Genomic DNA, 23,564 nt, shown 5'->3' with positions numbered 1-23,564 from the left:
GGGATAGACGAGCATGGCGATCCGAGTTGCAGTTGGCCAGTTTCACGATTTGAGCGAGGAGCGCTTGCGCTTTGCGGCCCAGATCGGCGCGACCGGCCTGCAGATGAACAATCCAACCCTGCCGGGCGATGCCCGGTGGGAGCAGGCGGATGTTCGGGTGCTGGTCGAGCAGGTCGAGGCGGCTGGGCTGACGTTTGAGGCGATCGAGAACGTGCCGACCCATTTTTATCACAAGGCGATGATGGGGCTGGAGGGGCGCGACGAGCAGATCGAGAACTATCAGGCCACCATCCGCGCCGTGGCGCGGGCCGGCATTCCGGTGCTGGGGCTGCATTTCATGCCCAATTCGGTGTGGACCACCAATCGCGGGCACACGAGGGGCGGGGCGACGGCCCGCCAGTTCGACATGGCGGTGGTCGAGGCCAATATCGACAATCTGGACATGCTGCGCTCGTTCATGCCGACCACACTGGGCCGGGCGTCATCGATGCCGCTGTTCGGCAAGGATGGTCCGATGATCACAGAAGAGCAGATGTGGGCCAACTACAGCTATTTCATGAACGCGGTGCTGCCGGTCGCCGAAGAGGAAGGACTGAAGCTGGCGCTGCATCCCGATGATCCGCCGGTGCCGATGCTGGGTGGGGTGGCACGGCTGTTCTACAGGCCAGACAATTTCAAGAAGGCTTATGACCTGGTCGGGCGCTCGGAGGCGTGGACGCTCGACCTGTGCCTGGGTTGCTGTTCAGAAATGGTTGGCGGCAAAGCCAATGTCACCGAGATGATCGAGTTCTTCGCGCCCAAGGGCCGGATTTCCTACATCCATTTCCGCGACGTGCAGGGCTCGGTGCCGAACTTTACCGAATGCTTCATCGGCGACGGCAATTTCGATCCTGCCGAGGTCGTCGTGCAACTGGCACGGTTGGGCTTTGACGGCTTTCTGCTCGACGATCACGTGCCGAAAATGGATGGCGACAGCGACTGGAACCATCGCGGTCGCTCCCACGCCATTGGCTACATGCAGGGCCTTGTCCGCATGGCCGAGTTTTTGAAGGCCGCCTAGAGATCACTGGAGTTTTTATGCCGTCTGTCTTGTTCTATGTCGGAAGCGTCAATCGCGGCATTGGCTATGTGGCCAAAGCGGCCGGCAAGGGCATTGCGGCGTTTCGGCTCGATCTTGACAGCGGCACGACCGAGTTGCTCGGCGTGACCGAGGGCGTCGACAATCCGACCTTTGTGCAGGTGTCCAGTGACGGCAGATCGCTGGCGGCCGTCAGCGAGGTTGATGGCTGGAATGAAGGGCTGGTCACCGGCTACGCTATCGATGCGGACACAGGGGCGCTCGAATATCTGTCCAAGCAGCCGACGCGGGGCGACTACACCGCCCATCTGGGCCATGATAACTCGGGCCGTTTTGTCGGTATTGCCAATTATGGTGGCCTGCCGATCACGGCGAAGCCCAACCGGTCGATCGCCATTTATCCTCGCGCGGAAGACGGCACGTTGGGATCGCTGGTTGCCGAGGCCACTCATCTTGGCAAGGGTTCGGTCACCGGGCGGCAGGATCGTCCGCATGCGCACTGCATCGCCTGGACGCCCGACAATCGTTTCGTCGTCATTGCCGATCTGGGGATCGACAGGCTTGTGGTCTATCGCTTCGATGGTCAGACCGGGGCTTTGTCGGCGCATGGGGAAACCGTGCTGCCGCCGGGCTCGGGGCCGCGGCATTTGCAGTTTCACCCGACCTTGCCCTGCGCCTATCTGGTCAATGAACTGAGCTGCACCCTGTCCAGCCTGGCATTTGACGCAAGTCTTGGCGCCTTCGCGGTGCTGGCCAGCACGTCGACGCTTCCGCCCGGTGAGCATAACGGCAGTTCGGCATCTGCCATCGCCATTGCCGGTGGTGGCAAGCACCTGTTCGTCGGCAATAGAGGCCATGACAGCGTTGCGAGTTTTGCCATCGACCAGACGACGGGGATCGCCCGGTTTATCGACATCACTCCATCTGGCGGTCATATCCCGCGCGATTTCGCGTTCGATCCAACGGGGCACGTGCTGGCCGTCGCCAATCAGGAAAGCAACCGCATCAACCTTTTCCGCTACCAGCCCGAAACCGGCGCTCTCGTGCCGCTTGGGGAGCCAATCCAGACCGGTTCTCCCACGGCCATCGCCTTCCACCCCACGGTCCGTAAAGAGACCTCGAGGACGTCGCCATGAAGATCAAGGACATCAAAGTCATCGTCTGCTCGCCGGGGCGCAATTTCGTCACCGTCAAGATCATCACCGATGAGGGGCTGCATGGCGTTGGCGACGGCACGGTCAACGGGCGCGAACTGGCGGTCGCATCCTATCTTGAGGACCACGTCGCGCCCTGCCTGATCGGCATGGACCCAATGCGGACCGAGGATATCTGGCAATATCTCTACAAGGGCGCCTATTGGCGGCGCGGGCCGATCACCATGGCGGCGATCGGGGCGATCGACATGGCGCTGTGGGACATCAAGGCCAAGGCCGCCAATATGCCTCTGTACCAATTGTTGGGTGGCCGATCGCGCGACAAGGTGATGGTCTACAAGCATGTCGGCGGGCTGGATATTTCCGAAGTCGCCGAGGGCGTCATCGCGCTACGGGAGCAGGGGCTGGATGCGATCCGCGCGCAGGTGGCCATACCCGGGCTGCCGCCGATCTATGGCACCGGCGCTTCAACCGACCAGGATGCGCTGATCAACAAGCGCGTGGCGCCGCATGAAGAAGTCTGGGCGACGCACAAATACTTGCCGCTGGTGCCCAAACTGTTCGAGAAGGTGCGCGATGCGGTGGGCTGGGACGTTCACCTGCTCCATGATGTGCATCACCGGCTGACCCCGATTGAAGCGGCGCGGCTGGGCAAGGATCTGGAGCCATTCCGGCTGTTCTGGCTCGAAGACCCGATTCCTGCCGAGTTGCAGGAGGGTTTTCGGATCATCCGCCAGCACACGACCCAGCCGATCGCGGTGGGCGAGGTGTTCAATTCGATCTACGACACGCACACGCTGATCACCGAGCAGTTGATCGACTATGCCCGTGTCACCTCGGTGCATGCCGGCGGCGTGACCGGGCTCAAAAAGATTTTCGATCTGGCGGCGATCTATCATGTCCGCTCGGCCTGTCACGGTCCGCAGGACGTGTCGCCCATCGCCATGGGCTGCAATATCCATGTCGATGTGGCCATTCCCAATTTCGGCATCCAGGAATTCTCTGGCTACACCGAGGCGATGCACGACGTGTTCAAGTGCGCGTGGAGCTATGACCGTGGCTATCTGCAACCGGGCGAACAGGCCGGCCATGGCGTCGATATCGACGAAGCGCTCGCGGCCAAGCATCCCTATCAACAGGCTTATTTGCCAATCGCCCGTCTGCAAGACGGCTCGATGACGAGCTGGTGAGGACAGGCCCATGAAAATCACGGCAATCAAACCCTATCCCGTCTGGGTCGGCCATCGGAACCAGTTGATCGTCAAGATCGAGACCGATGAGGGCCTGTTCGGCTGGGGCGAAAGCGGGCTTTCCGGGCGCGAAAAGGCGGTGGTTGGGGCCATCGAGCATTTTCGCGAATTTTTGATCGGACGCGATCCGATGGCGATCGGGGCGATCTGGCAGGAGCTGTATCGCAGCCAGTATTTTGAAGGTGGTCGGGTGTTGCTGGCGGCGCAATCGGCGATCGACATTGCGCTGCACGATATCAAGGGCAAGGCGCTGGGCGTGCCGGTCTATCAATTGCTGGGCGGCAAACAGCGCGATGTTATCCCAACCTTTGCCTCGACCGGTTCGATCAATGGCGAGGAGACGCTGGATGCGGCGCACGCCCTGACAGAGCGCGGTTGGTCGACCATCCGGTTTTTCCCGGCGGCTTGGGACGAGGACGCTGGCATTTTCGAGCCGCGGGAGTCGATCGGCAAAACCGCCAAGTTTTTGACCATGGCCCGCGAAGCGCTGGGCAACGAGGTGGTGCTTGGGATCGATTATCACCATCGGCTGTCGGTGGCAGAGGCGGCGAGTTTTTGCCAGAAGATGCCTTCCGGCACGCTGGATTTTCTTGAAGAGCCGATCCGCGACGAGACGCCAGAAGCCTATGAAGCGCTGCGCCGGCTGACCAATGTGCCATTCGCCATTGGCGAGGAGTTTGCCTCGAAGTGGCAGTTCCTGCCGTATATCGAGCGCGATATCCACCAGTTCAACCGGCTCGACCTGTGCAATGTCGGCGGCTTTACCGAGGCGATGAAGGTCGCCGGGTGGAGCGAGGCGCATTATGTCGATCTGATGCCGCATAATCCGCTCGGCCCGATCTGCACCGCCGCGACCATCCATTTTTCGGCGGCGGTGGCTAACTTTTTTGCGCTCGAAGTGCGGGCCAATGCCACCGATCTCTATTCCGGATCGCCGACTGCCGAGATGTTCCCGCAGATGCCGATGCTGGAAGGCGCCGTGTTCAAGGTGCCCGACGGTCCGGGACTAGGCATTGAGGTCAATGAAGTGGCGTTGACGGCGGCGAGCTTCAAATTCTGGGAGGCGCCGCATCTGCGGCGTCGGGATGGATCGATAACCAATTGGTAGCGTGAACGAGGGACGCCGGAGCAACCGGCGCTTTTGGGAGGTTCTTGAGATGAAACATCAGATCGCACTTGCCCTGACCTTGCTGTCCATGGCGGTTCCGGTTTTGGCGCAGGATACGCCCGATGCCGTGGTGGCCGGCACTGTGCCGTTTGAAATGAAGGTGCTGACTAGCGGTCTGGAAGGCCCATGGGAGCTGACCTGGGGACCTGACAATTATCTCTGGGTGACCGAACGGACAGGCGGTCGGATCGATCGGATCAACCCCGTCGATGGCAGCAAGACGACGCTGATCGATATCGATGACGTGTCGGCTCCGGGCGGGCAGGATGGTCTGCTGGGGCTGGCGCTGCATCCCGATCTGCTCAAGGGCGTGGGCTCGGATTATGTGTTTACCGCCTATACCTATGTCGATAAGGCGCGGGGCGCCGATCCGGTGGTGACCGATCCGGCCAGCCCGTATCGGTTTCTTTATACCAAGATCGTGCGGCTGACCTACGACACGGCCAGCAATACGCTGAAAGACCCGGTGGAACTGATCGCAGGGCTGCCGGCGAGCAATGACCACAATTCGGGTCGGATGAAAATCGGGCCGGACGGCAAGCTGTATTACACCATCGGCGATGGCGGCAAAGACCAGTTGGGCAACTGGTGTATTCCCATCGAGGCGCAGCGGCTGCCGACGGCGGCCGAACTGACGGCCAAGGACTACATCGCCTATCAGGGCAAATCCCTGCGGCTGGAGCTGGATGGCTCGATCCCGGCTGACAACCCGCAGATCGGCGGGGTGGTGAGCCATGTGTTCACCTATGGCCATCGCAACATGCAGGGCATCGACTTTGCGCCCGATGGCACGCTTTACGCATCCGAGCAGGGGCCAAAGACCGATGACGAGGTCAATATCCTGGTGCCTGGCGGCAATTACGGCTGGCCTCATGTTGCCGGTTTCCGCGACGACAGGGCCTATCAATACGCCCGCTGGAAGGATGCGATGACGCCGTGCGAGCAGTTGCAGTTCTCCGACATTACCGTCGATCCTTCGGTTCCGGTCGAGAACGAAACCAGCTGGACCGAGCTGATGCAGGCGCCGCTGGCGACGCTGTTCACCGTTCCGAGTGACTGGAATTTTACCGACCCGACCTGCAATGGCGTGGACTTCATCTGTTGGCCGACGGTGGCTGCGTCCAGCATCGAAACCTATATGCCCAAGAGCGGCGGTATTCCCGGCTGGGAGAATTCGCTGATCGTGACGACGCTGAAGCGGGGCTCGATCTATGTGTTGCCGTTGGCGGCGGATGGCAAAACCTTGCGTGGTCCAATCGCGCGGTATTTCCAGTCGGAAAACCGGTTCCGCGATACCGCGTTCAGTCCTGACAAGAAGACGCTATACGTCGCCACCGATCCCGGCGGGCTTGCGGAAGCGCTGAAGGGCGGGACAACGACCACGATGCAGAACCCGGGATCTATCCTGGTGTTCAGCTATACGGGCAAAGCGGCGACTGCCACGGCGCCGGAGGCAGATGCGACGGTTGCTACCGCTGATATTGCCGCCACCGGCACGCCGCCGGTATTTACGGAGGCGCAAGCGGATCGCGGCAAGATTGCCTACAGTTCCAACTGCGTTTCCTGTCATGGCCAGAACCTGATCAGCGCCACTTATGGCACGCCATTGGCGGGGCCGTATTTCACCGCGCATTGGAGCGGCAAGAGCGTGGGGGCGCTGTATCGCAAGGCGCATGACACCATGCCGCCATCGCGCCCGGCAACACTGCCAACCAGCGATTATGCCGACATCGTCGCCTATATCCTGTCGGTCAACGGCGTGGCGGCGGGAGCGGCTGAAATGCCGGCCGATCCGGCGGCGCTCGATGGCATGACCATTCCGGCGAGTGCGGTTCAATGAGCGAACACCGGCTCACATGGGCGCATGGCGAGGCGGTGGTGCTGACCACAGCCGCGGTATTAGCCGATTGCCGGTTTGATGTTTCCGGCAAGTCGTTCCGGCCGTTTGCGCGGGCGCCTTGGATGGGGACCATCACCGACCGGTCGATCATCGGGCATCTGCGCGAACTTGGGGGGGATTTCGTCTGCGTGCCGATGGGTTCGGGTGGACCAGCGCCCGACGCGCCGCCGCAATGGGCGAGTTTGATGGATCGGCCCAGTGACTGGCCGGTGCATGGGCCGGCGGCCGATGAGGAATGGACTGTCGTTGCGGCTGGCTCGTCGGCAGTGACGTTGGCACTGGACTATCCGAACACATCGCCGGTGCGGCGTCTGGAGCGCACCGTTGCGGCGCGCGCAGATGCGCCGGCGCTTGATTTAACACTGACAATTTTTGCGCGTCGCGCAGCGTCAATTTCGGTGGGGTTGCATCCGATCTTTCGCCTGCCGGAGCAGGCGGGGCGGTTGCGGCTGGAGGCTGATTTCGATTTTGGATTGGTCCATCCGCGTCAGGTTGCCGGCGAGCAGGAATTTTCCAGCCTGGCGGCAGTGCCTCAGGGTGGTGGCCTCGTCGATCTGAGCCATCCGCCGCTGGGGGCCCAGAAAAATCTGAACGTACAGCTATGCGGCATGCGCAGTGCGGTTAGGGCGACGTGGCTCGACGAGGGCTGCGGCATCGTGCTGGACTGGGATCGGGCGCAACTGCCCTCGCTGCAGATATGGCATACGGACCGCGGCATGGAAGGTGCGCCCTGGCACGGACAATATCGTGGCCTCGGCCTGGAGCCGATTGCTGCAGCCTTTGATCTGAATGACGCCATCTCGACCGGCGCCAATCCGATCAATCAACGGGGGGTCGCCACCGCGATCGATCTCGACCCCCAAAAACCCACCATCATCCGCCACAGCGTGGCGGCATTTTCGAGCTGAAGGAGGCGCGCACCGATCACTTTTCTGCCGGTTGTCCCGAGATTTGCAACGATACAGTTTCGCGCGTTGACTTGGGATATTTTGCCGTTTAATCATTGATGTTATAATAATAAATCCGGGTTGCCTCGCTGGCGCTAGCAACACTGGATCGGAGGAGCGTCAGGTCGGATGTCACGTGCAAAAATGTACGTAATATCTGACACTACAAATGCTAGTTACTATTAAAATAGATTGATCTTTTGAACGGTTGTTCGAAGGCAGGCGAATTTTTGACGTCGCTATAGTTAAATTTTGTAAGAAAAAATTATGATTTACTGATCCGTCATGTCGATTTCATGGCCGAGTGAGCGGTGCCAATGGAAAGGTTGGAGGCCGCGCAGGGACAGTGAGTTGTGAGCCGGTTCGACGCGGAAGCGTCTCAATACACTGACGAACAAGGGAGAGAGTTGTCACATGATAAAATTCAAATTCGCTACGGCCCTGGCAGTGCTTGCACTGACTTTGGCGCCGGTTGCGACGTTCGCGCAGGATGCTGCGCCCGTCGCCGCCACTGAAATCGTACCGGCCAGTCCGTTGCCGGAATTGCCGCGCAACGAGACGGTCATTCTGGGTTGGGGCGTGTCGGGCGGCTCGTCCATCGGCACCACCAATCCGTGGGTGCTGCCTGGCTATACCCATCAGGAAGGCAACAACCTGATGTGGGAGCCGCTGATGTATTTCGGTATCTACAAGAACGATTACATCCCGTGGCTTGCCGACAGCATGGAGTAGACCGACGCCACATTCACCACGCTTGAGATCAAGCTCAATGCCGGCGCGAAGTGGTCCGATGGGACGCCCGTGACCTCCAAGGACGTGGTCTATACGTTCGAAGGGCAGATCAAGTACGACACCTTGCCCTACCACATCCAGTTTGCCGACCAGGTGGCAAGCGTCACTGCCAAGGACGACCTGACCATCGAGTTGAAGTTCAAGGCACCATCGCCACGCTTCAAGTTCGAAGTGCTGACCGAAAAGTTCGATACGGGCATTCCGATCGTGCCGGCCGGTTATCTGTCGGGACAGGCTGATCCGACCAAGGCTCCGGGTCGTAACGACATCCCGCATTCGGGCCCGTACGATATCGTGGCCTGGAACACCAACCAGAAAATCTACAACCTGCGTGAAGACTGGTGGGCCGTTAAGGCCGGCCGCATGGCCGAACCTGCGGTCAAGCGCGTCGTCATCGTCAATATTCTCAATCAGCCGATGGATACCGTCGCCCAGCGCATCGTCAACAACGAGTTCGACTCGTCGGTGGATATGCGGGCCCAGATCATCGGCAACATCCTGCAGCAAAATCCGGAAGTTCAGTCATGGACGGGCACCGAGTCCCCCTATGGCTATCTCGACTGGTGGCCCAACTCGCTGTGGATGAACGACAAGCTCGAGCCCTATAGCGATCCGAACGTGCGCAAGGCCATCAGCCTCGCCGTCAACCGCGATCAGATCAACGAAGTGCTCTATGAAGGCGCGGCGATCGCCACGATCTATCCGTTCCCGCTCTATCCTAACCTCAAGGCATTTGCCGACTCGCCGGAAGTGAAGGCCGAAGAAGCTAAGTACGAACCCGGCAAATACGATCTGGACGAAAGCGCCAAGCTGATGGAAGGCGCTGGCTGGGCCAAGAATGGCGATGGACTGTGGGAGAAGGATGGCAAGACGTTCGACGCCACCATCCAGGCGTTCGAAAACATCCACGGTGACATCGCGCCGATCCTGGCGGAAATGCTGCGCCAGGCCGGTTTTGACTCCAACGTGAACTTCGGCACCGACGCCTACCAGAACATGGTCGACGGCAAAGCCGGCCTCTACATGTTCGGCCATGGCGCCAGCCTGTTCGACCCGTTCGAAGCACTCAACCTGTTCCATGGCAAGTATAGCAATGCCATCGGATCGTCTGCCGGCAACAACCGGTTCTCGCGCTACGCCAATCCTGAATACGACGCGCTCCTTGATGCCATCGCACCGCTCGACTCGAGCGATCCGAAGTTCATCTCCGGTGCCGCCAAGGCTTTGGGTATCTACTGGCGCGACACCATCGACGTCCCCGTGATCCAGTGGTTGCATCGTATTCCCTACAACAACCACTTCTGGAAGAACTGGCCGTCCTCGACCAATGTTGGTCTGGGCACGAACGGCGCCTTCTGGGCTCACACCGGCATGCTGGTGATTACCGGGCTGCAGCCTTCGGGCGCGAAGTAACCAAGACTGCGAGGTGCGCTCTGCTGGAGCGCACCTCCACCCTGCAGGCCAGACCTATCGGGAATTAGTCCATTGAACATCAAGATCATCGTCAAGCGCCTGCTGTTTTTCGTGCTGGTCGTCTGGGCTGCCTCGACCATCGTATTTTTTATTCCGCGCCTGTCATCGCGCAACGCTATTCGCGAGCGTTTTGGTGAACTGGCGCGATCGGGTGGGTTTTCCCCCGGCGATATCGAAAAGCTGATTGCCTCGATGCAGCAGCAGTTTGGCCTCGATAAGCCGATGCTGGAGCAATACTGGCAGTATCTGGGCAATATCATGCGGCTCGATTTCGGCTATTCGCTCTCCAAATACCCCACCACGGCGACCGAAGTGATCGCCCAGGCCTTGCCTTGGACCATTGGCCTGCTGCTGGTGACCACCGTGCTCAGCTTTGTCATCGGAACGCTGCTTGGCGCGGTTGCGGCCTGGCCTAAGGCGCCGAGCTGGCTGCGCGGCCTGGCGACACCGTTCATCCTGTTGACCGGGGTGCCGCCCGTGATCATGGGCATCCTGCTGCTGTTCTTCATCGGTTTTCGCCTCAAGTGGCTGCCGCTTGGCGGCGCCTATTCGGCGGGTATCGTGCCGGTGTGGTCGTGGTCGTTCTTCCTCGATCTGATGGAGCACCAGATCCTGCCCGCTCTGGCATTGATCCTGGGTTCGGTGGGTGGCTGGGTGCTGTCGATGCGCGGCATGGGCATCACCATTCAGGGCGAAGACTATGTCAATTTTGCCGAGCACAAGGGTCTGACCGGCGGACGGATTTTCAGGGATTATTACCTGCGCAATGCCCTGCTGCCGCAGGTGACCGGGCTGGCGCTGGCGCTGGGGACCGTCATTACCTCGGCGGTGATCGTGGAGGGATTGTTCGGTCTGCCGGGGATCGGCACGGCGCTGAACCTGGCGATCCGCGCCAACGACTTTCCGGTGATCTACGGCATCGTGATTTTCATCACCATCGCCATCGCGGCGCTGATGACCATCCTCGAGTTCGTTTACCCGCTGCTCGATCCCCGCATTCGGGCCAATTAGGAGCGCATCGTGGCAAATATCACCATGCCAACGGACGACCAGAGCGTCCGCCAACCCGGCACCGCCGTGCTGATCCTGCGCTATTTGCGCCGCAACAAGGGGCTGGCGCTAGGGGTCATCATTCTGCTTGCCCTGTTCCTGTTCACCGTGATCGGGCTGCTGGTCATCAATCCCAAGCACGCCTATCCACTATCGGCCGGCCTCAAGCAGCCACCGAGCCTGAAGTATCCATTCGGGACCGATTTCTTTGGCCGTAACCTGCTGGCGGCGATGGTGGTCGGCATGTGGCAGACCGCGCTGATCGGCCTGCTGGCCGGCGGTATCGGTACGCTGGTCGGCGTCGTTCTGGGCTTCACATCGGCCTATTTCGGTGGCTGGATCGACTCGACGATCCGCACCATCTGCCAGATTCTGACGCCTATCCCGGTGCTGCTGATCCAGGTGGTGGTGGCCGGTTCGCTCGACAAGCGCGATGTGACCATTTTCACCATGGCGCTGATCGTGGCCATGCTGGCGTGGATGGGACCGACACTGGTGATCCGCGCCCAGGTGATGACCATGAAGGAGCGGCAATTCGTTGCCGTCGCCAAGCTGTCGGGCGTCAGCGACATGGGCATCATCTTCCGCGAAATTTTGCCGAACCTGCTACCGTTCATCGCCGCTGCCTTCGTGGGGCAGGTGTTTTCGGCGGTGTTTGCCTCATTCTATCTGGCCGTTCTGGGCCTTGGGCCGCTGCGCGAACCGCTGCTGGGCAACATCATCTGGTCCGCACAAAGCCAGGGAGCGTTCTTCAATGGCTGGTGGTGGTGGCCGCTGGAGCCTGCCTTCGCGATGATCCTGATTTTGGGTGCGTTGGCGCTGGTCAATATGGGCCTCGACGAACTCGCCAATCCCCGCATACGCAAGTCGGAATAGACAATGATGATGGACACAACCGCCACCGGCGCACAGACCGGCTCGCGTAATGCCACGGCAGCATATGATGCGGGCAGCGCCAAATCCGTGCTGCAGGTCAAAGGGCTCGAAGTTACCTATTATACCGATCTGGGCCGGGCCAAGGCGCTTGACGATGTCAGCTTTACCTTGGGCGCCGGCGAAAAGCTCGGCATGGTGGGGGAATCGGGCTCCGGCAAAAGCACCATGGCGCTGGCCATGATGCGGATGATCAAGCCGCCGGGGCGCATCGAAGGCGGCAGCGTCATCATCGATGGCACCGATCTGATGGCGCTGGATGACGAGGACATGCGCCGGGCTCGCCTGAGCAAAATTGCCTATATTCCGCAGGGCGCGATGAACTCGCTCAATCCGGTGACGCGGATCGGCGCGCAGATGATTGACGCGATCAAATCGCATATGCCGGGCGAAGGCCGCTCGGCTATCCTGGATCGCTGCATGCATGCGCTGGCTTCAGTTGATCTGGATTCAAGCGTCTTCCGCATGTACGCCCACGAACTCTCCGGCGGCATGAAGCAGCGCGTCTGCATTGCCATCGGCATTCTGCTCGAGCCCAAGGTGATCATTGCCGATGAGCCGACCAGTGCGCTCGACGTGGTGACCCAACGCCAGGTGATGGAAACCATTGATCGGGTGCAGGACCAGATCAACGCCGCGGTGATCCTGATCGGCCACGATATGGGGCTGATGGCGCAATTCGTCGACAAGGTTGCGGTGATGTATGCGGGGCGCCTGGTCGAAGTGGCCAGCGTGCGCGAAATGTTCACCGAGCCGAAGCACCCCTATTCGCAGGCGCTGATTTCGAGCCTGCCGAATCTGGATAACAAGGGCGTGTTCCAAGGCATTCCGGGGCTGGCGCCATCGCTGTTGCGCCTGCCCAGTGGCTGCGCTTTTCACCCGCGCTGTCCCCATGCGGAAGAACTGCAACGCACGGTACGACCGGAGCCGGTGACGCTGGAAGGCGGGCGAACCGTGACCTGCCACCTCTATGCCGAGGAGGCCCAGCGCCATGGCTAACCTGCTCGAACTCAAGAACGTCTCCAAGGTCTATCAGCGCGGCATCATCAGCCCGCATGCCAATATCGCGTTGCGCGACATTTCACTGACGCTGCGCGAAGACGAGCCGACGATCATGACGGTGGCGGGCGAAAGCGGCAGCGGCAAGACCACGCTGGCCATGCTGCTGCTTGGCTTTATTACGGCAACGACCGGCCAAATCCTGTATCGCGGGCAAAATATTGCCGGCCTGGTCGGCAAGGACCGGATGGCTTACCGCCGCGAAGTGCAGGCGGTGTTCCAGGACCCGTTCGCCGTGTTCAACCCGTTTTATACCGTGGATCACCTGCTGACGGTGCCGATCAAGCGGTTCAAGCTGGCCCGCAACAAGACCGATGCGCGCAATCGCATGGAGGAGGCGCTGACCGCCGTGGGGCTACGGCCCGAAGACATTCTGGGGCGTTTCCCGCATCAGCTTTCGGGTGGACAGCGGCAGCGCATCAATGTGGCGCGGGCGCTGCTACTCAAGCCGCGGCTGCTGATCGCCGACGAGCCGGTGTCAATGGTGGACGCATCGCTGCGCGCCAACATTCTGGAAACGCTGCGCAATTTGCAACGCGACCATGGCGTGTCGATCATCTACATCACCCATGACCTGACAACCGCCTATCACATCGCCAAATCCATCATCGTGCTGTATCGCGGCGGGGTGATGGAGGCGGGTGATGTCGATGCGGTGATCAAGTCGCCGCAGCACCCCTATACGCAGTTGCTGGTCGATTCCATCCCATGGCCGAATCTCGACCAGCGATGGGGCGAACGGCCGATCATGGTGCGCGAAAGCGACAGCGTCAGCACCGGGTGCCCGTTCCGGGCGCGCTGTCCGGCGGCAATGGACATCTGCAAGACCAGACCGCCGCTGTACCAGCTCAATCCAAGCCAAGCGGCGGCGTGCTACCTGCACGACAAGCAGCCCCAAATCGTGGCCGAGCGGCTCTCCGAACTGCTGCCGGCCTGATCCGCCATCCATGCGTATGCGCGGCAGCCAATCGCCGCGCGCCTGACTTTTGTGAGTGAGGTCTGATGCTCGAAATAGCCGAATTCATTTCGCCAACGCCGTCGCCGGTGTGGAAACTTGCGTTGCAGGCCGGTGTCAATCTGGCGGTGGGCGGATTGCCGTTCGACAGCTTGCGCCCGGGCGAAAGCGTTGGCGATCTGGCGCCGCTGCAGCGGATGAAGCAGGTTTACGAAGAGGCCGGTTTCAAGCTCGTGGTGATCGAATCGCGGCCGCCGCTTAACAAGGCCAAGCGCGGACTGCCGGGACGTGACGAGGAGATTGCGGTGGTCTGCACCCTGCTCGAAAGCATGGGCAGACTGGGCATTCCGGTGTGGTGCTACGAGTGGATGACGGACTTCAACTGGGTGCGCACCAATATGGCGACGCTATCGCGCGGCGGCTCGGTGGTTACCAGTTTTGACCTCAACGATGTGCCCGCCGACCTGACGAAGGAGCCGCCGATCGACGAGGAGGCGCTGTGGACTAATCTCGAATATTTTTTGCGCAAGGTGCTGCCGGTCGCCGAGCGGGCAGGGGTGAAACTGTCGATGCACCCGGACGATCCGCCACTGTCGCCCATTCGCGGCGTCGGTCGCATCATACGCTCGATCGAAAATTACCAGCGCCTGATCGAACTGGTGCCCAGCCCGATGAACACGATCACCCTGTGCCAGGGCAATTTCACACTGATGACCGACGATCTGCCGCGCGAAATCCGCAAGTTTGGCCAAAAGATTTCCTTCATCCACTTCCGCGACGTGCGCGGCGTACCGGCCAAGTTCGAGGAAACCTGGCACGATGCCGGCAAGACCGACATGCTGGCGTGCATGCAGGCCTATCGCGACATCGATTTCGACGGCGTGCTGCGGCCCGATCACGTGCCCACAGTGGAGGGGGACAGCAATGCCCATGCCGGTTATTCGGCATTCGGGCGGCTTTATGCCATCGGCTATATCCGCGGCCTGCGGGAAGCGGTTTACCACGGAAACGCCCAATGAAGATTGCATTGACGGGAGCAAGCGGCCGCGTCGGTCGCGCCATCGCCGCACTTGCCGTGGCGCAGGGGCACAGCGTTGTCGGGCTTGACCGGGTTCCCCGGCACGAAGGGCTGCAGCCGGAGGTCGGTTTCATCGAGGCGGAGATGGACGACTATGACCGGCTGGTTGCGGCCTTCGCCGGCTGTGACGCGATGATCCATATGGCGGCCATTCCAAACCCCGGCCGGCAGCCGGACCATATTGTCCACAACAACAATGTGGTGGGTAGCTACAACGCGCTGCGGGCGGCCGCCGAAAACGGCATCATGCGCGTCTGTCAGGCCTCGAGCGTCAATGCCATCGGCCACGCCTATAGCCGCCGGCCACACTACGCGTTTTTTCCGCTCGACGAGACGCACCCGAACTACAGCGAAGATCCATACAGCCTGTCAAAGTGGATCTGCGAGCAACAGGCCGATGCTTTCGCGCGGCGCTACGAAGGCCTGAGCATTGCCAGCATGCGGTTTCACTACGTGGTGCCGGAAAAGGCCATGGCGACGGCGGTCTATCCCGCCGAAGGCCCCAATGTGGACAAGCATCTGTGGGCGTGGACCAACACCAATGCCGCCGCAGATGCCTGCCTGCGCAGCTTGCAGGGCAGGTTTTCGGGCCATGAGGTGTTCTATATCGTCTCGCCCACCACTACGGTCGAGGTGCCCAGCCTTGAGCTCGCCGCGCGGTATTTCCCTGAGGTTCCTATCGTTGGGGATTTAACTGGCTTACGCAGTTTTTTCAGCTCGGCGAAGGCGGAGCGCCTGCTTGGCTGGGACCACGATGCGGCGATGCGGGATGCGCAGTAGCTGCACGGCCCGGCGCCAATTTTTCAGGAGATCTCGATGTATCAGAACATGTTCGGCTCGGCCCATCCACTGGCGCCCAGCGAAATTGCCGTACCGGCAGTGCCCGAGGACGAGCGGGTCTGGGTGCCGCAGGCCAGGGACGTGTGGTTTCGGCCGCTGATGCTCAATACGCTGGCGGGGCAATGGTGCAACCTGTTGCGGGTGCGGCGCTCCGGCGTGCTGTCGCGCCACCTGCATCCCAATCCGGTGCATGGCTACGTGATCAAGGGGCGCTGGTTCTACAAGGAACACGATTGGGTTGCCGAAACCGGCTCCTATGTGTTCGAGCCGCCCGGCGAAGTGCATACACTGATGGTCCCCGAGGACTGCAGCGAGATGATTACCTTCTTCAACATCACCGGCTCAATGGTCTATCTGGACGAAAACAATAAGCATATCGGCTACGAGGACGTGTTCACCAAGATCGACATGTGCCGGGCGCACTATGAACAGGTGGGACTGGGTGGCGGGTATGTCGACCAGTTCGTCCGCTGAAGGGACGGAGCTTGATGGCAGATAGCCTGGACTATCAGTGGGCCTCCGGCTGGTTTGGCGATGCGCGGGTGTTGGTCACCGGCGGAACCTCGGGCATCGGTGCTGCGGTGTCGCGGGCCTTTCTGCGGGCAGGGGCTATGGTGACCGCGGTGGGGGTCGCGCAGGCCGAGGCCGACCTGCTGGCGGGCGACGTCGATTTTGCCAAGGCCAGGCTCGCACTGCTCGATGTGCGCGATATCGAGGCGGTCAACGCGCTGATGGCGGGGCTGCCCGCTTTGGATATCCTGGTCAATTGCGCCGGCATCATCCGGCGTGGCGATGAGCTGGACCCGGCGGTTTTCGACATGGTGGTCGACGTCAACCTCGGCGGCACCATGCGTTGCTGCACGGCGGCGCGACCGCTGCTGGCAGCGTCTGGTCGTGGCGCCATCGTCAATCTGGCCTCGATGCTGTCGATCTTCGGCGGCGGCCTGGTGCCGGGCTATTCCGCCAGCAAGGGCGGCATTTCGCAACTGACCAAGTCCCTCGCCATCGCCTTTGCAGCCGATGCGATCCGGGTCAATGCCGTGGCGCCGGGATGGATCGCCACCCCGCTGACGCAGGCCCTGCGCGATGACCCGGCCCGCTCGGACCCGATCCTGGCGCGCACCCCACTGAAGCGCTGGGGCAGCCCTGAAGATGTCGCCAGCGCGGTGCTGTATCTCTGCTCGCCGGTCGCGGCGTTTGTGACCGGAACAACGCTGGTCGTTGATGGTGGTTATTCGATCAGCTGATAGCGCCGATGTGTGTTGGTGGGCCCACCAGGACTCGAACCTGGAACCAGACCGTTATGAGCGGTCGGCTCTAACCATTGAGCTATGGGCCCCGGCCGCCTCAATAGCAGGCGGATAGGGCATGTCAAATTGTTCCAGATCAGCGGTGTAAGCCGGTGTCGCTTTCGCCTTCGACCAGTTCCAGCGGCCAGAGCATGTGGACTTCACCCTGGGGATAAAGTGCCTGGAATTCGGGCATGGTGGCCAGCAGCGATTCTGCCACGGCAATGCCCAGTGCCTGCAGGGAGAGGCGGAAACAGGTGAGGGTGGGTGACAGGAACCGCGATTGCGGGGACTCGCGAAAGCCGATCACGGCGATATCGCGTCCGGCCTGTAGTTTGGCTTCGTTGAGGCGACGATAGACGCCGATGGCCATCAGTTCATAGACCAGCATCAAGGCGGTGGGTCGGTTGGGCATGCGCAACAATTGGTCGGCGGCCAGATAGCCGCCTTGCTCGCTCGACTTGGCGTGGATCACCAGGTCCGGGTCAAACGGGATGCCATGACGTTGCAGCGCCGCTTTATAGGCTTCGAGGAAGACGAAGCCCAGATTGATGTCACTGGGTGGAACGGCGACGGCGATGCGGCTGTGCGATTGAGCCACCAGACGATCGACACCGAGATTGGCGACGCCTTCGAAATCCAGATCGATCCAGGGATGGCTGTCTCCGGCGCCGGAGCGCCCCAGGCTGATGAACGGGATTTTGGAACGCGACAGGAAATCGAGGCGCTCGTCGTGGCGCTGGGTCGAGGTCAGGATCATGGCATCGACCAGCCGGCGGCCAACGATGCGCTGGACATAGCTGGCGGGGTTTTCATCGGTCGAGCAGGGCAGCACGACCAGATCGAGATTGTGCCGGGCCAGTGCGCCCTGCACCCCATCCATCAGGCCAAGAAAGAAGTTGTCGCTGTTGGCGGCAGTTTCGGGGCTGGTTTCCATCATCAGCCCGATCACCCCGGTCGAACCCTTGCGCAGCGCGCGGCCGGATTGATTGGGCACGTAGCCGAGTTCTGCCGCAGCGGCGAGAACGCGCTTGCGGGTTTCCTCATTGACGTCCGGTTTGCCATTGAGCGCGCGCGACACCGTGCCGATCGACACATTGAGATGCTGCGCGAGGCGCCTGATGCCCTTCATCGAAACTGCGCTCCCCCAAACGTCATCGCTGACGCGCCGATGAACCACCCTTTGGCATGAAACCCAAGGCAAATATAGGGGCAGGACCGACAGGCCCCGGTTATGGGTCAGCAATGGTGACCTGAAACGTTTACGAACCCCTATTGACACATGGAACGGGGCAAATATAATCTCGTAAACGTTTACGGATCAATCCGCCCGAATGCCGCAGAGACGGCTTTGGCGGGAGTATTCTTGATCCGTCGGGAGGTTTTATTTGTCATTTCGTGCGGTTCTTGCCGGTTGCGGCGGTATGTCCAAGGGTTGGCTAACGGCAATTGCCGAAAGTCCATTGGTCGGTGGGCGTGTGGAGATTGTCGGGTTGGTCGATCTCGATCTGGCGACGGCCCAGGCGCGTGCGGCCGAGTTTGGGCTGAGCAATGCGGTGATCGGCACCGATCTTGATACGGTGCTGTCCCAGACCAAGCCTGACCTACTGTTTGATGTTGTCGTGCCAGTGGCGCGTCGCGCCGTCGTCGAGACCGGGCTGCGCCATGGTTGTCATGTGCTGAGCGAAAAGCCGATGGCCAATTCGTTGCAGGATGGCAAGGCGCTGGTCGAACTGGCCGCCAAGGCAGGGCGTATCCACGCCGTGGTGCAGAATCGTCGATTCATTGCCGGTGTGCGCCGGATCAAGCGGCTGATCGAGAGCGGAGCGCTGGGCGAACTTAGTTCGCTCAATTGCGATTTCTTTATCGGCGCCCACTTCGGCGGTTTCCGCGACGAGATGGAAAATCCGCTGCTGCTGGATATGTCGATCCACACCATGGATGCAGCGCGCTTCATGGCCGGCAAGGTGCCGGAGGCGGTGTATTGCCTCGAAACCAATCCGAAGGGTTCCTGGTACGCCCATGGCGGTGCCGCCAATGCGATCTTCGAATTTTCCGACAATGTGGTGTTCAACTATCGCGGCTCGTGGTGTGCCGAGGGTGCCACGACGAGCTGGGAATCGGCGTGGCGGATCATTGGTTCCAAGGGCACGCTGGTCTGGGATGGCGCTGACCATTTCGAGGCCAAGGTGGTTGCCAACGACACCGGGTTCCAGCGCGAATTGCGCGTTGCCGACGTGCCGGAGCCGGCCAATGACGCGCAGACCCATGGTCATGCCAGCGTTTTGGCCGAGTTTCTCGATGCGATCGAAACCGGGCGCAAGCCCGAGACCGACAACTCCGACAATATCAATAGTCTGGCGATGGTGTTTGGCGCGATCGAAAGCGCCAAGGGCCGCCGCCGGGTCGAAATTGCAATCTAAGGAATTTCAGCAGTGACGAACGCAGCCAAATCCATCCGCATCGGCACCATGATCAGCGCCTCGGGCGGCAACTCCGCCGAACGTATCGGGCAGTTGGCCGATATGGGCTTTGAAAGTTTCGAGCCGTTTTTCTGGCAGACCACCAATGGGCAGGACCTGGCGGAGCTGGGCAAGCGCTCGCTTGCCGCAATTGGCGACCGCGATATCGAAATCAACACGCTGGGCATGTTCGGCAATCCGCTCGAAGAACAGGCGATGGACCTGGAAACCCTGCAGGGCTGGAAAGACTGCATCGACAACGCGCACCATTTCGGCGCCAAGACCATTGCGGGCTTCACCGGCCGCATTCGCAACAAGCCGCTGACCGACAGCCTGCCGCGCTACAAGCAGGTATGGAGCGAACTGGCCAAGCGCGCAGCCGACAAGGGCGTGCGGCTGGCGTTCGAAAACTGCGCCATGGATGGCAACTGGGCGACCGGCGACTGGAACATCGCGCATAATCCCGACGCCTGGGAGCTGATCTTCAACGAGACACCGGACGACAATATCGGGCTCGAATGGGAGCCCTGTCACCAGATGGTCTATCTGATTGATCCATTGCCCCAAATTCGCAAATGGGCGCACAAGTTTTTCCATGTGCACGGCAAGGACGCCACGATCCGTTGGGAAGTGATCAAGGAACACGGCATTTTCGGCAAGGAAAAGTTCGTATTCATGCGCACCCCGGGCTTTGGTGATACCAACTGGACCGACGTGATTTCCGAGCTGCGGCTGGCTGGATATTCCGGCTCGATCGATATCGAAGGCTGGCACGATCCGGTCTATCGCGACGCGTTGGAAATGACCGGGCAGGTCCATGCGCTCAACTATCTCAAGCACTGCCGTGGCGGTGACTTTGTAAATCTGGCCGCAAACTATGAGGGGGGCGACCCCTCTCTAGCCTGAGCCGATGAATGAGTGGTGTCGTCTCATAAAGTTACGACACATCAACCGTGCGAACGCACGTAGGGAGGACGACAATGAAACTATCAACTTTGGCCCTGGCGCTTGGCGCTATGGTGCTCACTGGTGGCGTGGCGCACGCCCAGGACAAGACGTTCAGCGTATGGTGGTTCGAGGATCCTGCAAGCGCGCAGGGTACCGCCTGGACCAAGGCTCTTGAAGAATTCAAGGCTGCGCATCCGGATGTCACGGTGAACTTCGAGCAGAAGACGTTTGCGCAGCTGCAGGCTTCGGGCAGCATGATCCTGAATTCGGATCAGGCTCCGGACGTTTTGGAATACAACAAGGGCAATGCCACCGCCGGCCTCGTTTCCAGCCAGGGCCTGCTCACCAACCTCGACGACTATGTGACGTCGCAGGGCTGGGACAAGATCCTCAACGAAGGCGACTTCGTGCTGTCCAAGTATGACGACAAGGGCATCTATGGCTCGGGCCACGTCTGGGGCATCCCGGCCAATGGCGAATACGTCTCCGCGTTCTACAATATCGACGCGTTCGACAAGGCTGGCCTGAAGGCTCCAACCACCATCGCCGAGTGGGAAGCCGACATGGACTATTTCCAGAAGCAGGGCACAACCCCGCTGGCTCTGGGCGCCGGTGACACCAGCGGCCAGCATTTGCTGGCGTCGCTGGCCTACACCAAGGCTGACGATACCTGGGTGCAGAACTATCAGGGCCTGAAGGCTCCGCTTGATGGCGCGCCTTTCCTGTATGCTGCCCAGACGCTGCTCGACTGGGTCAGCAAGGGCTACATCAGCAAAGACTCGACCGGCATGAAGGACGATGACGCTGCGCTGCTGTTCATGTCCGGCAAGTCGCCGATGTACGTCTCAGGTACCTGGAATCTGGGCAAGTTCAGCTCGACGATCAAGGACTTCAAGTGGGGCCAGTTCGTGATCCCGACCGCCAAGTACTCGGTGGGTTCGACTGGTAACCTGTGGGTTATTCCAGCGGGCGCCAAGAACCCTGATCTGGCTGCAGAATGGATCAGCCTGACGCTGTCGCCGAAGTACCAGACCGAACTGGCTAACGCCGGTGGCGTGGCGATTGCAGCCGATCCGGCTTCGATCACCGATCCAGTGGGCAAGAACGCCGTGACGGTGTTCAAGCAGATCTCGGACAACAATGGTCTGGGCTTCTACCCTGACTGGCCGGTTCCGGGCTTCTATGACACGCTGAACCAGAAGGACAGCGGCCTGTTCCAGGGCACCCTGACCCCAGAGCAGTTCGTCGATGAGATCAAGAAGGTCTATGACGACGCGCAGGAAAATCAGTAAAATCTGAGCTTGCCGGACCGCGCCGGAAAGGTGCGGTCCGGTACCTTGTGGAGGGGACGATGACGGATTCTAACAATTCTGCCACCGAAGATCGGCGCAGTTACTACTTCTACTTGATACCCGGCGCCGTCGGCTTCCTGGCGATCGTCTTGATCCCGCAAATCGTCAATTTCGCATTGAGTTTCACCGCCTGGAAAGGCGTCGGCCTACCCCGTTTTGTGGGTCTGCAAAATTATCTGAAGCTCCTGACCGACGTCCAGTTCTGGGGGTCGATGCAACATACCTTGCTGTTCATCATTTCGATGACGATCATTCCGGTGATGATCGGCTTAGTGTTGGCGGCGTTGCTGTTTGACTACGTTCGCGATGAGTTCGGTGAGACGGCGTCCAGCATATTTCGCGCCGGCTTTTATCTTCCGCAAATTCTGCCGGTAACGGCTGCGGGTGTGCTGTGGGGCTGGATTCTGAGTCCCGTCGGCGTCGCTAATACTGTTCTGAAGGCCATTGGCCTGGGCGGACTGGCACAAAACTGGATCGGCGATGCGACCTTTGCGCTGGCGGCGGTGTCGCTGGTGATCGTCTGGATCCAGGTGGGCTATTGCCTCGTGGTGTTCATGGCTGGCCTGTCGCGCATTGATCCGGCGCTTTACGAGGCCGCCGAACTGGATGGCGCCGGTTGGTGGCAGCGGCTGATTACCATTACCATTCCGCTGCTGGCTCCCGAAATTTTCGTGGTGGTGCTGACAACGCTGATTGCGGCGCTCAAGGTGTTCGCACCAATCTTCGTCATCACTGCCGGCGGACCGGACAATGCGACCCTGGTGCCGTCCTACCTGACGTATTTTCACTTCTTCACCACCCAGCGCGTTGGCTATGCGGCATCGATAGCTGTGGTGCAGACGGTGCTGACCGTCGTCCTTGCCGTGATTTTCCTGAGGTTCCAGGCCAGCCAGGAAGGGAAGTCCTGAAATGAGTGATGCAACCCTGACGACGGCGCCCGCCGCAAGCGGAACCGATGATACCGATTACAATCGTCCACGGCGCAGTCCCTTCCGGTGGCTGGTGCTGCTGCTCGTAACCTTCATGCTGCTGCTGACGCTGTTCCCGTTTCTGCTGGCGATCGTTAACGCGATCAAGAGTGGCGTCGATTACGCTCGAAACGGGCCGCTCTCCATTCCGACAAGCCTGGATTTCAGTGCGCTGGTCTATTTCTGGAATCTGTCCGATTTCGGCCGGAAACTGGCCAACAGCACGATCATCAGTCTCGCCGTGTCGCTGCTCGGCGTGCTGATCAGCCTGCTGAACGCCTATGCCATCGGCATCGGCCGGGTCAAAGGCTCGCGCATTTTCCTCGTCGTGCTGCTGCTGGGCATCATGGTGCCGCAGGAATCTATCGTTTACCCGCTGTATTACATGGCCAAGGCAACCGGGCTGTATGATAGCCAACTGGCCGTGATTATCGTGTTTGCGGTGCTGCAGAGCGCTTTCGGCACCTATCTGCTGACGTCAGTGCTGCGCAGTTTCCCCAAGGAAATCATCGAAGCAGCCGAGATGGACGGGGCCAATCGCTGGCAGGTGTTGTGGCAGGTCGTCGTGCCAGTGCTGCGCCCATCGCTGATGGTGGTTGGCACGTTCTTTTTCATCTGGACCTGGAACGAGTTCCTGATCCCACTGGTGATGCTGGTGTCCAACAATAACCAGACCGTTGCCGTGGCGATGGGGCTGACGCGCGGGCAGAACATGTCCGACCCCACGTTCCAGGCAGCAGCGTCGCTGCTTGGTATCGCACCGACCCTGATCTTCTTCCTGATCTTCCAGCGCACGCTGACGCGCGGCGTGGTGGTGGGAGCGGTCAAATGATGCCACACGCCACAATTATCCTGCCTGTTATTGGAG

22 protein-coding genes and 1 tRNA gene are annotated in these 23,564 nt (G+C 60.5%); 21 read left to right on the top strand and 2 right to left on the bottom strand.

All coding sequences use genetic code 11. The annotated features are described in order from the left end of the window. Positions 1–13: 13 nt before the first annotated feature. The 16 genes from ABIT12_RS00615 to ABIT12_RS00540 all read left to right on the top strand — a co-directional run bounded on the left by ABIT12_RS00615 (position 14) and on the right by ABIT12_RS00540 (position 16,924). The gene (locus ABIT12_RS00615) at positions 14–1,060 is read left to right on the top strand and encodes a mannonate dehydratase (protein ID WP_348044241.1); all 1,047 of its coding nucleotides are present in this window, start codon (positions 14–16) and stop codon (positions 1,058–1,060) included. Between the two features lie 17 nt (positions 1,061–1,077). Beyond that, positions 1,078–2,214, top strand: a complete 1,137-nt coding sequence (locus ABIT12_RS00610) for a lactonase family protein (protein WP_348044239.1) — start codon at positions 1,078–1,080, stop codon at positions 2,212–2,214. After that, entirely contained in the window at positions 2,211–3,422 is a 1,212-nt protein-coding gene (gene manD / locus ABIT12_RS00605; protein ID WP_348044237.1) for a D-mannonate dehydratase ManD, read from the top strand. Before ABIT12_RS00610 ends, manD begins: the two co-directional genes overlap by 4 nt. A gap of 10 nt (positions 3,423–3,432) precedes the next feature. After that, positions 3,433–4,590 (top strand): mandelate racemase/muconate lactonizing enzyme family protein, encoded by a 1,158-nt coding sequence (locus ABIT12_RS00600; protein WP_348044235.1) that lies wholly within the window; start codon positions 3,433–3,435, stop codon positions 4,588–4,590. 49 nt (positions 4,591–4,639) lie between these two features. Next, positions 4,640–6,490, top strand: a complete 1,851-nt coding sequence (locus ABIT12_RS00595) for a glucose/sorbosone family PQQ-dependent dehydrogenase (protein ID WP_348044233.1) — start codon at positions 4,640–4,642, stop codon at positions 6,488–6,490. Then, positions 6,487–7,458: a hypothetical protein gene (locus ABIT12_RS00590; protein ID WP_348044228.1), complete on the top strand. Its 972-nt coding sequence runs from the start codon at positions 6,487–6,489 to the stop codon at positions 7,456–7,458. The genes ABIT12_RS00595 and ABIT12_RS00590 overlap by 4 nt, the downstream gene beginning before the upstream one ends. Before the next feature lie 453 nt (positions 7,459–7,911). Then, positions 7,912–8,229 (top strand): hypothetical protein, encoded by a 318-nt coding sequence (locus tag ABIT12_RS00585; protein WP_348044226.1) that lies wholly within the window; start codon positions 7,912–7,914, stop codon positions 8,227–8,229. A 27-nt stretch (positions 8,230–8,256) separates the two neighbouring features. After that, positions 8,257–9,702, top strand: a complete 1,446-nt coding sequence (locus tag ABIT12_RS00580) for an ABC transporter substrate-binding protein (RefSeq protein WP_348044371.1) — start codon at positions 8,257–8,259, stop codon at positions 9,700–9,702. Positions 9,703–9,774: 72 nt separating this feature from the next. Then, positions 9,775–10,773, top strand: a complete 999-nt coding sequence (locus ABIT12_RS00575; protein WP_348044224.1) for an ABC transporter permease — start codon at positions 9,775–9,777, stop codon at positions 10,771–10,773. A gap of 9 nt (positions 10,774–10,782) precedes the next feature. Further along, complete coding sequence (locus tag ABIT12_RS00570) at positions 10,783–11,688, top strand: ABC transporter permease (protein WP_348044222.1); 906 nt, start codon at positions 10,783–10,785, stop codon at positions 11,686–11,688. Positions 11,689–11,691: 3 nt separating this feature from the next. Next, positions 11,692–12,744 carry an ABC transporter ATP-binding protein gene (locus tag ABIT12_RS00565; protein ID WP_348044220.1) on the top strand — a complete coding sequence of 351 codons (1,053 nt, stop codon included), beginning with the start codon at positions 11,692–11,694 and terminating at the stop codon, positions 12,742–12,744. Next, positions 12,737–13,741 carry an ABC transporter ATP-binding protein gene (locus tag ABIT12_RS00560; RefSeq protein ID WP_348044218.1) on the top strand — a complete coding sequence of 335 codons (1,005 nt, stop codon included), beginning with the start codon at positions 12,737–12,739 and terminating at the stop codon, positions 13,739–13,741. Before ABIT12_RS00565 ends, ABIT12_RS00560 begins: the two co-directional genes overlap by 8 nt. Positions 13,742–13,806: 65 nt before the next feature. Continuing rightward, on the top strand, positions 13,807–14,778 hold the full coding sequence (locus tag ABIT12_RS00555) for a mannonate dehydratase (protein ID WP_348044216.1): 972 nt from the start codon (positions 13,807–13,809) through the stop codon (positions 14,776–14,778). After that, positions 14,775–15,617, top strand: coding sequence for an NAD(P)-dependent oxidoreductase (locus ABIT12_RS00550; protein ID WP_348044214.1), 843 nt, complete (start codon positions 14,775–14,777; stop codon positions 15,615–15,617). Before ABIT12_RS00555 ends, ABIT12_RS00550 begins: the two co-directional genes overlap by 4 nt. 36 nt (positions 15,618–15,653) lie before the next feature. Further along, a complete protein-coding gene (locus tag ABIT12_RS00545; protein WP_348044212.1) occupies positions 15,654–16,151 on the top strand; it encodes a 2,4'-dihydroxyacetophenone dioxygenase family protein in 498 nt (165 codons plus the stop codon). Between the two features lie 14 nt (positions 16,152–16,165). Beyond that, positions 16,166–16,924, top strand: a complete 759-nt coding sequence (locus ABIT12_RS00540) for an SDR family NAD(P)-dependent oxidoreductase (protein WP_348044210.1) — start codon at positions 16,166–16,168, stop codon at positions 16,922–16,924. 16 nt (positions 16,925–16,940) lie between these two features. Here ABIT12_RS00540 and ABIT12_RS00535 read toward each other — a convergent pair. Beyond that, positions 16,941–17,016 (bottom strand) — tRNA-Ile (locus ABIT12_RS00535). 47 nt (positions 17,017–17,063) lie between these two features. Next, positions 17,064–18,098 (bottom strand): substrate-binding domain-containing protein, encoded by a 1,035-nt coding sequence (locus ABIT12_RS00530; RefSeq protein WP_348044208.1) that lies wholly within the window; start codon positions 18,096–18,098, stop codon positions 17,064–17,066. 256 nt (positions 18,099–18,354) lie between these two features. Here ABIT12_RS00530 and ABIT12_RS00525 point away from each other — a divergent pair, with 256 nt between their 5' ends. The 5 genes from ABIT12_RS00525 to ABIT12_RS00505 all read left to right on the top strand — a co-directional run bounded on the left by ABIT12_RS00525 (position 18,355) and on the right by ABIT12_RS00505 (position 23,528). Continuing rightward, positions 18,355–19,389, top strand: coding sequence for a Gfo/Idh/MocA family oxidoreductase (locus ABIT12_RS00525; RefSeq protein WP_348044206.1), 1,035 nt, complete (start codon positions 18,355–18,357; stop codon positions 19,387–19,389). Between the two features lie 12 nt (positions 19,390–19,401). Further along, the gene (locus tag ABIT12_RS00520; protein ID WP_348044204.1) at positions 19,402–20,334 is read left to right on the top strand and encodes a sugar phosphate isomerase/epimerase; all 933 of its coding nucleotides are present in this window, start codon (positions 19,402–19,404) and stop codon (positions 20,332–20,334) included. Between the two features lie 74 nt (positions 20,335–20,408). Next, positions 20,409–21,668 (top strand): extracellular solute-binding protein, encoded by a 1,260-nt coding sequence (locus ABIT12_RS00515; RefSeq protein WP_348044202.1) that lies wholly within the window; start codon positions 20,409–20,411, stop codon positions 21,666–21,668. A 59-nt stretch (positions 21,669–21,727) separates the two neighbouring features. Next, positions 21,728–22,636, top strand: a complete 909-nt coding sequence (locus ABIT12_RS00510) for a sugar ABC transporter permease (RefSeq protein WP_348044200.1) — start codon at positions 21,728–21,730, stop codon at positions 22,634–22,636. A 1-nt stretch (position 22,637) separates the two neighbouring features. Continuing rightward, positions 22,638–23,528 carry a carbohydrate ABC transporter permease gene (locus ABIT12_RS00505; RefSeq protein WP_348044198.1) on the top strand — a complete coding sequence of 297 codons (891 nt, stop codon included), beginning with the start codon at positions 22,638–22,640 and terminating at the stop codon, positions 23,526–23,528. Positions 23,529–23,564 lie beyond the last annotated feature (36 nt).

It is taken from the genome of Devosia sp. (assembly GCF_039927955.1).
In the GTDB taxonomy this organism is placed as follows: Bacteria; Pseudomonadota; Alphaproteobacteria; order Rhizobiales; family Devosiaceae; genus Devosia.
The sequence above is the reverse complement of the archived record's forward strand: the minus strand, read 5'-3'. Positions and strand labels throughout refer to the sequence as shown.

Excerpts from the sequence above, each read along its gene's own strand:
- ABIT12_RS00560 (WP_348044218.1), top strand. The coding sequence starts at position 12,737 with ATGGCTAACCTGCTCGAACTCAAGAACGTCTCCAAGGTCTATCAGCGC.
- ABIT12_RS00590 (WP_348044228.1), top strand. The coding sequence starts at position 6,487 with ATGAGCGAACACCGGCTCACATGGGCGCATGGCGAGGCGGTGGTGCTG.
- ABIT12_RS00505 (WP_348044198.1), top strand. The coding sequence starts at position 22,638 with ATGAGTGATGCAACCCTGACGACGGCGCCCGCCGCAAGCGGAACCGAT.
- ABIT12_RS00550 (WP_348044214.1), top strand. The coding sequence starts at position 14,775 with ATGAAGATTGCATTGACGGGAGCAAGCGGCCGCGTCGGTCGCGCCATC.
- ABIT12_RS00545 (WP_348044212.1), top strand. The coding sequence starts at position 15,654 with ATGTATCAGAACATGTTCGGCTCGGCCCATCCACTGGCGCCCAGCGAA.
- ABIT12_RS00595 (WP_348044233.1), top strand. The coding sequence starts at position 4,640 with ATGAAACATCAGATCGCACTTGCCCTGACCTTGCTGTCCATGGCGGTT.
- ABIT12_RS00540 (WP_348044210.1), top strand. The coding sequence starts at position 16,166 with ATGGCAGATAGCCTGGACTATCAGTGGGCCTCCGGCTGGTTTGGCGAT.
- manD (WP_348044237.1), top strand. The coding sequence starts at position 2,211 with ATGAAGATCAAGGACATCAAAGTCATCGTCTGCTCGCCGGGGCGCAAT.
- ABIT12_RS00600 (WP_348044235.1), top strand. The coding sequence starts at position 3,433 with ATGAAAATCACGGCAATCAAACCCTATCCCGTCTGGGTCGGCCATCGG.
- ABIT12_RS00510 (WP_348044200.1), top strand. The coding sequence starts at position 21,728 with ATGACGGATTCTAACAATTCTGCCACCGAAGATCGGCGCAGTTACTAC.
- ABIT12_RS00585 (WP_348044226.1), top strand. The coding sequence starts at position 7,912 with ATGATAAAATTCAAATTCGCTACGGCCCTGGCAGTGCTTGCACTGACT.
- ABIT12_RS00530 (WP_348044208.1), bottom strand. The coding sequence starts at position 18,098 with ATGAAGGGCATCAGGCGCCTCGCGCAGCATCTCAATGTGTCGATCGGC.
- ABIT12_RS00610 (WP_348044239.1), top strand. The coding sequence starts at position 1,078 with ATGCCGTCTGTCTTGTTCTATGTCGGAAGCGTCAATCGCGGCATTGGC.
- ABIT12_RS00515 (WP_348044202.1), top strand. The coding sequence starts at position 20,409 with ATGAAACTATCAACTTTGGCCCTGGCGCTTGGCGCTATGGTGCTCACT.
- ABIT12_RS00615 (WP_348044241.1), top strand. The coding sequence starts at position 14 with ATGGCGATCCGAGTTGCAGTTGGCCAGTTTCACGATTTGAGCGAGGAG.
- ABIT12_RS00555 (WP_348044216.1), top strand. The coding sequence starts at position 13,807 with ATGCTCGAAATAGCCGAATTCATTTCGCCAACGCCGTCGCCGGTGTGG.
- ABIT12_RS00565 (WP_348044220.1), top strand. The coding sequence starts at position 11,692 with ATGATGATGGACACAACCGCCACCGGCGCACAGACCGGCTCGCGTAAT.